The 11,830-nt window shown below is 65.4% G+C and carries 8 protein-coding genes; 4 read left to right on the forward strand and 4 right to left on the reverse strand.

Annotated features, from left to right (window positions below; genetic code table 11):
• The first annotated feature begins 8 nt into the window (after nucleotides 1-8).
• The 3 genes from BST27_RS28070 to BST27_RS28080 are packed head-to-tail and all read left to right on the forward strand — an operon-like array spanning nucleotide 9 to nucleotide 4,442.
• Complete coding sequence (locus BST27_RS28070) at nucleotides 9-920, forward strand: ABC transporter permease (RefSeq protein WP_069418845.1); 912 nt, start codon at nucleotides 9-11, stop codon at nucleotides 918-920.
• Nucleotides 917-2,758, forward strand: coding sequence for a dipeptide ABC transporter ATP-binding protein (locus BST27_RS28075; RefSeq protein WP_069418846.1), 1,842 nt, complete (start codon nucleotides 917-919; stop codon nucleotides 2,756-2,758). The genes BST27_RS28070 and BST27_RS28075 overlap by 4 nt, the downstream gene beginning before the upstream one ends.
• Nucleotides 2,751-4,442, forward strand: a complete 1,692-nt coding sequence (locus tag BST27_RS28080; protein WP_069418847.1) for an ABC transporter family substrate-binding protein — start codon at nucleotides 2,751-2,753, stop codon at nucleotides 4,440-4,442. Before BST27_RS28075 ends, BST27_RS28080 begins: the two co-directional genes overlap by 8 nt.
• Here the strand turns inward: BST27_RS28080 and BST27_RS28085 are convergent.
• From BST27_RS28085 to BST27_RS28100, 4 genes are all read right to left on the reverse strand, one after another.
• On the reverse strand, nucleotides 4,374-5,708 hold the full coding sequence (locus tag BST27_RS28085; protein WP_069418848.1) for an alpha/beta hydrolase: 1,335 nt from the start codon (nucleotides 5,706-5,708) through the stop codon (nucleotides 4,374-4,376). The two genes, BST27_RS28080 and BST27_RS28085, sit on opposite strands and share 69 nt — an antisense overlap.
• 129 nt (nucleotides 5,709-5,837) lie before the next feature.
• Nucleotides 5,838-7,427: a GMC family oxidoreductase gene (locus BST27_RS28090; RefSeq protein WP_069418849.1), complete on the reverse strand. Its 1,590-nt coding sequence runs from the start codon at nucleotides 7,425-7,427 to the stop codon at nucleotides 5,838-5,840.
• A gap of 25 nt (nucleotides 7,428-7,452) precedes the next feature.
• Nucleotides 7,453-10,083, reverse strand: a complete 2,631-nt coding sequence (locus BST27_RS28095) for an AAA family ATPase (RefSeq protein WP_069418850.1) — start codon at nucleotides 10,081-10,083, stop codon at nucleotides 7,453-7,455.
• Nucleotides 10,080-11,231, reverse strand: coding sequence for a metallophosphoesterase family protein (locus BST27_RS28100; protein ID WP_069418851.1), 1,152 nt, complete (start codon nucleotides 11,229-11,231; stop codon nucleotides 10,080-10,082). The genes BST27_RS28095 and BST27_RS28100 overlap by 4 nt, the downstream gene beginning before the upstream one ends.
• Nucleotides 11,232-11,356: 125 nt before the next feature.
• Here BST27_RS28100 and BST27_RS28105 point away from each other — a divergent pair.
• On the forward strand, nucleotides 11,357-11,830 hold a 474-nt coding region (locus tag BST27_RS28105), incomplete at its 3' end, for a DUF222 domain-containing protein (protein ID WP_139805420.1).

Consider the following 11,830-nt stretch of genomic DNA (forward strand, 5'->3'; position numbering starts at 1 on the left):
CGGGTGTCATGACTGCATCCATCGAAGAAATTGACCCGGTCGAGGCGATCGAATTCAGTTCGCGCCGGACGTTGGTGCTGCGCCGATTCCTGCGCAACCGCACCGCGGTGGTCTCACTGGTGATACTGGTGCTGCTGTTCGTCGGCTGCTACACGTTGCCTCCGCTCCTGCCGTATTCCTACCTAGACCTGGATTTCGACGCTTTGCTGCAGCCGCCCGACAGCCGACACTGGTTGGGCACCAACGCACTGGGTCAGGACCTGCTGGCGCAGATACTGCGCGGCATGCAGAAGTCGATGCTGATCGGCGTCTGCGTGGCGGTGCTCTCCACCGGTATCGCCGCCACCGTCGGGGCGATCGCCGGCTATTTCGGAGGCTGGCGGGATAGGGCCCTGATGTGGCTGGTCGACCTGATGTTGGTGGTGCCCAGCTTCATCCTGATCATGATCGTCTCGCAGCGGACCAAGAGCGCGGCCAACGTCATGTTGCTGGTCCTGTTGCTCGCCGGTTTCGGCTGGATGGTCAGTTCCCGCATCGTGCGCGGCATGACCATGAGCTTGCGTGAACGCGAATTCATCCGGGCTGCAAGGTATATGGGCGTGTCCAGCCGCCACATCATCACCGGCCATGTGATACCCAACGTGGCATCCATCCTGATCATCGATGCGACCCTCAACATCGCCTTCGCCATCCTGGCCGAAACCGGTTTGAGCTTCTTGGGTTTCGGCATCCAGCCGCCGGATGTCTCGCTGGGCACCCTGATTGCCGACGGCACCCAGTCGGCGACGACTTTCCCCTGGGTATTTCTGTTCCCCGCCGGGGTGCTGGTGCTGATTCTGTTGTGCACCAATCTGACCGGCGACGGTCTGCGCGACGCGCTGGATCCCGGGAGCAGAACCCTGCGGCGTGGTGGCGCATGAGCCCGCTGCTGGAAGTGAACGACCTGGCAGTCACCTTTCCGACGGATGGAGCTGCGGTGACCGCGGTGCGCGGCATCAGCTATCGCATCGACCCTGGTGAAGTGGTGGCCATGGTGGGCGAGTCCGGATCGGGGAAATCCGCCGCCGCCATGGCGGTGGTGGGTTTGCTGCCCGAATACGCAAAGGTGAGTGGCTCGGTGCGGTTGCAGGGCACCGAGCTGTTGGGCCTTGCCGACGACGAGATGTCGCGGTTTCGCGGCAAGGCGATAGGCACGGTGTTTCAGGATCCGATGTCCGCGCTGACCCCGGTCTACACGGTGGGTGACCAGATCGCCGAGGCGCTCGAGGTGCATCAGCGGCGGATCGGCAAGAAGGCCGCCCGCGCACGCGCAGTGGAACTGCTTGAACTGGTGGGCATCTCGCAACCCGAGCGACGCGCCCGCGCGTTTCCGCACGAGCTTTCCGGCGGCGAGCGGCAACGCGTGGTGATCGCGATCGCGATAGCCAACGACCCCGACCTGTTGATCTGCGACGAACCGACGACCGCCCTGGATGTGACGGTGCAGGCGCAGATCCTCGAAGTGCTCAAGACGGCTCGCGACGTCACGGGCGCGGGGGTTCTGATCATCACTCATGATCTCGGTGTCGTCGCCGAGTTCGCCGACCGTGCGCTGGTGATGTACGCCGGGCGGGTGATCGAGTCCGCACCGGTGACCGACCTCTACCGGGACCGCAAGATGCCTTACACCGTAGGCCTACTGGGCTCGGTCCCCCGGTTGGACGCGGTACAAGGTGCCCGACTGGTTCCCATTCCCGGCGCGCCACCCTCGCTGGCCGGACTCGATCCGGGATGCCCGTTCGCGCCGCGCTGTCCGCTGGTTATCGACGAATGCCGCGCTGCGGAGCCGGAATTGATCGAGGTCGGCGTGGATCACCGCGCGGCCTGCATTCGCACCGAACAGGTCGACGGGCGCAGCGCGGCGGACATCTACGGGGTCAGCACGCAGCGCCCCGTCATGGAGCACGCCGACTCGTCCGTCGTCGTACGGGTGCGGAATCTGGTCAAGACCTACCCGCTGACCAAGGGGCTGTTGCTGCGTCGGTCCATCGGCGAGGTCCGGGCCGTCGACGGGGTCAGTTTCGAGCTGCAGCAAGGCCGCACGGTGGGCATCGTCGGTGAATCCGGCTCGGGGAAATCGACCACCTTGCATCAGATTCTGGAACTGGCTGCGCCGCAATCGGGTTCGATCGAGGTGCTCGGCGTCGATGTGGCCACCCTGAGTACTGCGGGCCGCCGCGCGCTGCGCCGCGACATTCAGGTCGTCTTTCAGGACCCGGTCGCGTCATTGGACCCGCGCCTGCCCGTCTTCGATCTGCTGGCGGAACCGTTGCAGGCCAACGGGTTCAGCAAGAACGCCACAAACGCCCGGGTGGCGGAATTGCTTGAGATCGTGGGATTGCGCCGCGCCGATGCCAGCCGTTATCCGGCCGAATTCTCCGGTGGGCAGAAGCAGCGCATCGGAATCGCCCGCGCCCTGGCGCTGCAGCCCAAGATCCTGGCCCTCGACGAGCCGGTCTCCGCGCTGGATGTCTCGATCCAGGCCGGCATCATCAACCTGTTGCTCGATCTGCAGGATCAGTTCGGGCTGTCGTACTTGTTTGTCTCCCATGACCTTTCGGTGGTCAAACACCTGGCCCACCGGGTGGTTGTGCTGTACAAAGGGGCCGTGGTCGAGCAGGGTGACAGCGAAGACGTCTTCAACAACCCGCGGCACGAGTACACCCAGCGGCTGCTGGGCGCGGTGCCGCAGCCAGACCCGGGGCGTCGTCATGGCTAGCCGCACGTGGCATCGAGCCTGCGGTCGGGTCGCCGCGACGCTGCTGTTTGGCGCCGCACTGGTGTCGGGCTGCTCGGCGGCTCCCGAGCTGCCGCCGCAGGCACCGGGCAACGCGGCGGTTGGTACGACCAGCGACATCAACCCGCAGGATCCCGCCACCCTACGAGACGGCGGCAACCTGCGATTGTCGCTCAGCGACTTCCCGCCAAACTTCAACGTCCTGCACATCGACGGCAACTTGGCGGAGACGGCGTCGCTGCTGAAAGCGACATTGCCGAGCGCGTTCATCATCGGCCCGGACGGGTCGACGAAAGTGAACACCGACTACTTCACCAGCATCGAACTCACCAGCGCCGATCCGCAGGTCGTCACCTACACGATCAACCCCAAGGCGGTCTGGTCCGACGGCACGCCGATCACGTGGCGAGACATCGCCAGCCAGATCCATGCCACCAGCGGTAAGGACGAGGCATTCGAGATCGCCTCGTCGAGCGGTTCCGACCGGGTCGCGTCGGTGACCCGCGGCGTCGACGACCGGCAGGCCGTCATGACCTTCGCCGAGCCCTACGCCGAGTGGCGGGGCATGTTCGCCGGCAACGGCATGCTGCTGCCCGCCAGCCTGACCTCCACGCCCGAGACGTTCAACAAGGGCTGGCTCAACGCACCCGGCGCAACGGCCGGCCCGTTCATGGTGACCAACTTGGACCGGGCCGCCCAACGGATCACCCTGTCCCGCAACCCGAAATGGTGGGGAAGGCAGCCCCGGTTGGACACCATCACCTACCTGGTGCTCGACCCGACGGCGGACATACCGGCACTGCAGAACAACACGATCGACGCGACCGGAATCGGGTCGCTCGACGACCTGACGATCGCGCAGCGCACCAAGGGAATCTCCATCCGGCGCGCGCCGGGCCCCAGCTGGACGCACTTCACCTTCAACGGGGCCAAGGGGTCGATTCTGGCGGACAAGGACTTGCGGCTGGCCGTGTCCCGGGGGATCGACCGGAGCACTATCGCGAGGGTCGCTTTGAACGGTCTTTCCAACGATCCGAAGCCGTTGAACAACCACATCTACCTGGCGGGGCAGGAAGGCTATCAGGACAACAGCGGCGTCGTCGCCTATGACCCGGAACGGGCGAAGCGGGACCTCGACGCATTGGGCTGGAAGCTGAAGGGCGCGGTCCGGGAGCAGAACGGTCGCCAACTCGTCGTCCGCATGTTGTTCTACGACGCGCAGCGCAGCCGACAATTCGCGCAGATCGCGCAACACAGTCTTGCCGAGATCGGGGTGAAGCTTGAGCTCCAAGCCCGTTCGGGCAGCGACTTCTTCAGCAACTACGTCAATGTCGGGGCGTTCGATATCGCGTTGTTCGGCTGGGTCGGCGACGCGTTTCCGCTGTCCGGACTCACCCAGATCTACGCCACGCACGGCGAGGGCAATTACGGCAAGATCGGTAGCCCGGAGATCGACGACGCCATTGAGCGCACACTGGCCGAACTTGACCCGGTCAAGGCACGCGCGCTGGCCAACGAGGTCGACAAACTCATTTGGGCGGAAGGGTTCAGCCTGCCGCTGATACAGTCGGCGGGCACTGTCGCGGTGCGCAGCACGCTAGCCAACTTTGGCGCGCGCGGCCTCGCCGACTACGACTACACGGCCATCGGCTTCATGCGGAACTGACTCTGTTGCGGGCGGTGCTTGGGGCGATCGCGGCTGGCGCAGCCGGGGCAGCCGCGGTACCGCCAGCTCGGCTCGGGCGGCCAGGTCGACCGCCCGCCACAGCAGCCGCAAAGGAAGTGGCGGCGGGATGTCGTCCAGCTCAAGCGCCCGGAGGGCAAGACTGTCGATTTCGCCGTCGCACACCGACTTGGCAATTGCCAGCGCCGCGGGCTCCCGGAAATCTAGCGCGGCGTGCGCCATGGTCGGCATATTCACCAAGACTGCGTGCGGCAGCAGCGTCGCAATGCGCTCGGCGACGGCGGGGGGCGTCACGAGATCGCGGCCACCGGCAATCACCACCGTGGGCCAGTCAAATTTCGGCATCTCGGCCACCAAGTCGTACGGCTCAGCCACGAAAGTCTCTGTCGTATCGAATGTTTCACGGTACGCGACAGCGGGGTCCAGCGGCAGCCCGTCGGGCTCGGCGCCGTAGTCCAGTTCGCGGAAAGCTATGCGCCCCACCAAGTCGACCTCGTAGCTGTACGGAACCTTGCGGGTGACGATCTTGCCGACCCGAGAAAGGGTCCGCCATAGCATCTTTCGCCCGGTAAGCAGTAAGTCCAGCTGGCGCTCGAGTAGCTCGGCGCCGCCGTAGCCGTACACCGTCGCCGCAAGCTGTCCTGCTGTCGGAGTCATAATTCCGCGATCGACCAGGCGACGCATCTTCGGTGCGAGGGTGACGGTGTCGGCACGGTCGCCCTTGAGCAGGACCCGGCGCAGGGTGTCGCGCACGATCTCCACGTCATGACGGGACAGCAGCGGCGAATCGAGGATCATCGCCTTTACCCGATGCGGATGACGGACGCCGACGCCGGCGGCGATGTAAGTGCCGTAGGAGCTACCGAAAATGGTGGCCGATTCGACGCGGGCGTCGTCGAGCACGGCGGCGATGTCGTCGACGACCTGCTCGACCGTGAGCGCCTCCGGCGGCAGGTTCTCTCCAGCGTCGTTGAGGCGCGAAAGGCCGATTCCTCGGTGTTCGATCATGATGACGTCCAAGCCGGCAGCGACCGCGCGCTGCCGGAAGCCTCGGTAGGCGAGCACCGACGCCATGCCCGGGCCGCCGGGGATGATCACCACCGGGTGCGCCGACTTGCGGCCGTCGCGCACGTAATACAGGTCGAATTGTTCGTCGGATCCCGGCGACACCGGTCTACGCACGATCTGTAGCCCCGGCAACCGCGCCAGCCTGCCATGCATCCGGCGCCGCGTCGCGTTCATCGTCATCGGTGTCTTCCCGCCACTCGGCCCCCCGCTGTTCAAGTTGCGTGTTGCCGAGGTTGGGTGCCGTCAAACTTGGTGTGATGAAGTCGGCGGGTTGCTGGGTTGCTGGGTTGCTGGGTTGCTGGGTTGCTGTCAGATCCGCAGCAGGTCGGCGGCGCGCTCTCCAATCAGCACTGATGGAGCATGGGTATGCCCGCGAATCGTGCTGGGGAACACCGACGCGTCGGCGATTCGCAGTCGGTCGACGCCCCGCACCCGGAGCCGCGGGTCGACCACACTGGCTTCGTCGGTGCCCATGCGGCAGGTGCTCATCGGGTGATACAGGGTGTGTGAGCTTGTTTCCAGTGCCAGCTCGAGGGTTTCTTCGTTCAGTTCGGTGCAATTGCGCGGGCGCGCGATGGGACCGAGGAGGCCGCTGATCGCGGGAGCTTGGGCGATTTGTGCGCAGATCCGCAGGCCGGCCAGCATGGCGGCACGGTCCAGACCTTTGGGATCCGACAGGTAGCGCGGATCGATGATCGGCTTCTCATTCGGATCGGCGGATCGCAGCGTGATCTGCCCGGTGCTTTCCGGTGCCACCAAGATCGGACCGAAGACCACGCCGTGGCTGGGCGGCTCTTGCAGCAACCCCTCGTCGTAGAACGGAGCCGGAGCGAAGATCAGTTCGATGTCTGGTAGCTCGAGCTCGGGCCGGCTGCGCAGGAAACCGTATGCCTCGCCGACGTTGGAAGTAAGCAGTCCGCGGCGGCGGGTCAGGTAGTTGATCAAGTGTCTGGGCTTCTCCGCGGCAGCGAGAGTGTCGCGTTCGACGGTCCAACCGATTGGCGTGACGAGGTGGTCGATGAGGTTCTTGCCCACCTCGGGTGAGTGGTGAACGATGTCGATGCCGTGCTCGGCGAGATGGTCGCGGTCGCCGATTCCGGACAGCATCAGCAGCTGCGGGGTGTTGACCGCCCCTCCGCAGAGCACCACTTCGCGACGGGCGTAGGCGACATGGGTTTGGCCCGAGTGCTGGTATTCCACTCCAACCGCTTGGTTGCCTTCGATGACCACCCGGGTCGCTGTCGCTTCGGTGATGACGCTGAGGTTCTTGCGCCGCCGCGCCGGCTTGAGGTAGGCGTCGGCGGTGCTGAACCGCGCGCCCCTGCGCTGGGTGACGACGGTCTCGCAGAACCCTTCTGGCGCAGCCGCATTCGGCTGGGTTGCGGGAAACCCACATTCACGAGTTGCGGCCAGCCAGGCGGCGGTGTAGCGGGATGGGCTGCGTTGCCGGGAGATATGCATCGGGCCGCTGACGCCGCTGGCATCGCCGTCGACGAAGTGCCAGGCGTCGGCTACGTTCTCGATACGGCGGAAGTATCCGAGCATCTCGGCGTACGACCATTCGGGGCCGGCCCGCTTGGCCCACTCGTCATAGTCGGCGCCGAATCCGCGCACCCACATCATTGCGTTAATCGATGAAGAGCCACCGAGCACTTTGCCTCGCGGCCAATAGATCTCGCGACCGTTCAGCGCTGGCTGTGGTTCGGTCAGGTAGTCCCAGTCGATTTCGCTTCGGAGCAGTTTGGAGAAGCCGGCCGGGATTCCGATGAATATGTTCTTGTTGCGCGGGCCCGCCTCTAGGGCCAACACCTCGGTGCCTGGATCGGCGCTGAGGCGGTTGGCGACGACGGCACCGGCCGAGCCGGTACCGACGACAACGTAGTCATGTTGAGAATCCACCGCGTTACCCCGTTTCGGGCTCAGTTTAGACGCCGAGTTCGATGCGATGTGCCCCCTTCACGCCTTCATACCGGTCGGGACTACACGTCAGGACGATGACTTGGCCGTGGGCGCCGACCGCGTCGAACACCTCCCCCATCTTGGCCAGCCGGTCGGGATCGGTGAATCCCAGCGCGTCGTCGACTACCACCGGGACGGTGTCCTCCTTGGCAACCAGCGCCGCTCCCGCCAGCCGCGCCAGAATCCCGAGTTGCTCCTTGGCCCCGCCCGACAGGGATTCGTAGGGCACGGTGACGTTGTCCAGGGTTCGGCCGCGGATGCACAGGTTGCTGTCGACGTCGACCTCAAAGGTGGGGCCGAACACCGGACGACCAAGCTTGTGCAACTCCGCGCGGTACGGCTCGACATAGCGCTGGCGGGTGGTCTCGCGATGACGCGTCATCACCTCTCGGAGTAACTTCGCCGCGCGGGCTTTTCGCCCGATCCGGGCGTGTTGGCCGGCGGCGTGCTCGCGTTCGGTCTCGGCGGCGTCCAGCTTGCCCTTCCGGCCTTCGCTGCCGATCCAGGAAAGCTCGATGCTGACCTCGCGCAGTGCGTTGGTGGCCTCGTCGTGTTGTTGCCGCAGGTTGTCTGCCGTGTCGGCGGCTTCCTTCAACTCTGCGGCCACCGCCTCGGGCGCCGTGGCGGCGAGCGCTTCGGCCAGTTCGGCAACTTTTGCTTCGGCGGCCTGCAGCGCCGCCTGGTCAGCTTGGACCTTGGCGGCGAGGTCACCGTCGCTGGTCTTGGCACGCTCGTCGGCCAATCGGGCGGCCGTTGCCTCCAGCTCGGCGCGTTCGGCGGCTAGCTTGTTCTGCAAAACCGCTGTCTTGGTCGATATTTCGGTGAGCTCTCGGTTGGCTTCGGCCGCGGCCTGCCGGCGCTTTTCGGACTCCGCCTGGGCATCCGCACGGGCCGCCACGGCAGCGACGAGTTCGGTGCGGGCGGTGGCGCCATCGAGGCTTGTTCCGGTGAACAGATCCGGTTCCGCCGGGAGATCGGCACGCAACTGCGTTAGCCGCTCGCGGAGTTGGTCCACGTCTTCGTCGCCGCACAGACCGGTCAGGGTGGCGGTCAGCTGGTCGCGAGTGCTCTGCAGTTCCCGACGCCGCTGGTCCGTGGAACGCGCCGCCGCTAGATCGCCCACCTTGCCTTCCTGCAGTAGCGCGTTGAGTTGTTGTTGTGCTGCAACATATTTCGCCTGCATGTCGAGCGCGGTGGCACCCGGGGTGATTCGCGCCGTCACGATGCCGGGGATCTCCACTTCCGCAGCAGAGGTAGCCGTGAGCGACCAGCTCTGGCCCGCCGTCAACGACACGCGTTGATCCGCGACGACCAACTCGATGTCGGTGGCGGCAGTGAATTCCACGGCGGCCGAGATCAGAGCCAACTGCCCGTCGACGCGGTCGACGGCAGCCGCGGCTTCTTCGATGCGGCGCATGATCTCGTCGGTGAGGGCGATGGTCGACAGTTCCACGCCGACTTGGTCGCGGCGACGTTGGATGTCATCGATCTTGGCCAGGCGTGCGCTCAACCGGTCGGCTTCTTCGCGGTCATTCACCTGCTCAAGGGCTCGGCGGGCGGCGTCGACTCTGCATTGGGCAGCGGTAACAGCTTGGGCAGCCTCCGCGGCGGCGGCATCGGAGGCTTTCGCGGCAGATTGCGCGGCCTCCTGCTGGACAGCTGCTTGCTGCGTTTCTGCTTCGAGTGCGGCAACGGTTGTTGTGCGAGTGCCGATTTCGTTCAGCAGGGCTTGACGTGCCGCGTGCGCAGCCGTCGAGCCTGCCGCTGTTGCCGCCGCGGCTGCGACGACCAGTTTTGCTTCGCGTTCCTGATCGGTGAGAGCCGTGATGGCCTTGGCCTTTGCCTTTGCCTCTTCTAGGCGAGGTTCGGCGGCACGCAGTTGCTGCGACAACTCGGCCACCTGCAGCGTGAGTTCCTCGTGGCGCCGCACGCGATCGTCGACCTCGGCCACGGCCGCCCGACATTCGGCGACCCGGGCTTCGGCTTCGGCCAATCGGGCAATGGCGGCGGCCCATTCGCCGGTGGGCCGGCCGGTTGGAGTGAAGTAACGCGCGTACTCGTCGTCGATGCGCTCGATGAGCAAGGGTTCGGTGCCGGACAGTGTCGCTTCGTCACCCGCGGCGATATCCAGTGCCCGGGACAGCGCGTCGCAGCCGGACAGGTCGACCGCGCTGGTCGACTCGGCCTGCAGTACGCGCTGTGCGCGCCACAACTGGGTGTCCACCGTCTCTTCGAGCATGGCCTGGACCCGCTCATGCGCCTCGTCACCCGTCAACTGCTCGCGCCGGGGTGCCAGTACCGTCAACTCCGTCTCGCACATCTTGTTGAAGCGCTTGCGGTAGACGAAACGATAAGGGCCGCTGCTGATTTCCGCCATGACCTCGGACCCGACATCGGCGTTGGTCGGCTTGACCCGCTTGATCTCTTTCTTGGTCGAGCGGTCTTTGCATTCCAGCAGCAGGTCCAGCGCCTCGATCATGGACGACTTGCCGGTCTCATTGGCCCCGCTGACCACCACGACGCCGTGTTCGGGGAACTCGATCTCGCGATGCGCGATGCCACGGTAATTGCGTAGGACCAGGCGGTGCAGTTTCACGCCGCACCCCGATCGGTGAGCCGGAGCAGGAGTGCGAGGGCTGCCTGGGCGTCCTCCGCGGATTCGTCGCCGCCGGCGCGTGCGGTTTCGACCAGTTCGTCGATGGCCGACGCCGCGAAACCCCCGATGCCGAGGTCATTGAATTCGCCGTCGGCGGGGATCACCGCCAAGCTGGAATGACTTTCCCAAATGCCAAGCCAGGCAAATAATCGCGAGTATTTGTCCAGTAAGGCGTCGAGTGCGGCCCGGTCGGTGACGGTCAACGAACCGGTCAGCGCCAGGCGGACAACCGTGCGTTCCTTATCGCTCATCTGATCCAGATTGACGTCCAGGTCGGCAATTTCTCGGTTGTTGTCGACCTCGCGCGACAACGTGACGAAACGCCAACGACCGACGCGCTTGGGCTCCACGGTGACCCGGCGTTGTGGATCGTCTTCGTCGATGTCTACCACCAGGACATGCCCGGGGTTGGCCTCGACGTCGTCGTAGTTGGTGACCTCCGGCGAACCGGAATACCACACTCGGCCGCTGTCACCGATTTTGGTGAGAGAGTGCTTATCCCCCAGCGCCACATAGTGAATCGCGCCGTCAGCCAGCGCCCTGTCGAGGTTGGCAAGTCGGATGAGCGAGGGCTTGTTCTTGTCCGGATCGAGCACGTCGACGCCGCCGTGGGCGACCAATACTCGGGCCACAGCTGTTGCGGGGAGGTCGTTTAGCACGTCGGCGACCAAGTCCGTAGTCGGCGACTTGGACCGCCAAGGCGCGGCGACGATCTCGATCCCGGGCCGAACTTCGTGGACCCCGGCGCGGTCTAGGACTACGACGTTGGCGGGGCATTCGGCGCGGAACAGCGCGCTGGTATAGACGGAAGATGCGTCTAATGGGTCGTGGTTGCCGGGCAGGAGGTAGACCCGAATCCCGATGGCGCGCATGGCTTCTAGGGATTGACTAATTACCTGCGGCGCGAGCTGGTTGTCTTCGAATACGTCGCCGGCCACGACGACGAATTCGGCTCCGGTTTCGGCGGCCAGTGCGCCCAGACCCGCTACCGCATCGCGGCGAGCCGCCGAATATCGCGGCTGGGCGTCGCCGGCGAGGAAGTGCCGCGTCATACCCAGTTGCCAGTCGGCGGTGTGCAGGAATCGCATCCTGGCCCCTCCTCCCGAAGTCCGTGTGTATCAAGGCAACGCGAGTGTATGACCCGGCACCGACAAGTCTTGGGACGTTGATCGGACGGGTCGTCTTGTCGGTGGGGCGGAGTAGTCTTTCGAACATGAGTTCGAGTGATCCGGAGGCGTTTGCGGAGGCGTTCGCGTCACTGCAGCAGGCGGTCTCGGCGGTGCTCGACCTGTGCCCGGATGCGTTGAGCGGGCGGGAAACCATGACGTATCTGGAGGCGTTGCTCCACGAGATGCGCCGCCTGCCGGTGGCGCGGCATGCGTTGATCAACCACCTGCGCACCCAAGTGGGCGAGGAGGAGTTGGGCGGCAAACTGCCGCGGGTGCTGGCCAACCGGCTGCGCATCACCCGCGGCGAAGCCAACCGCTTCATCGGCGAAGCCGCCGACCTGGGACCGCGCCGCGCGATGAGCGGGGAACCCTTGGAACCGCTGTTGCCGGCCACCGCTGAGGCCCAACGCCAGGGCCACCTCGATGAATCCCACATCCGGATCATCAGAAAGTTCTTCGCCCACCTACCCGCCAGCGTCGATGTGGACACCTGCACCAAAGCCGACCGCGACCTGGCG

This window comes from Mycobacterium intermedium (assembly GCF_002086275.1).
In the GTDB taxonomy this organism is placed as follows: Bacteria; Actinomycetota; Actinomycetes; order Mycobacteriales; family Mycobacteriaceae; genus Mycobacterium; species Mycobacterium intermedium.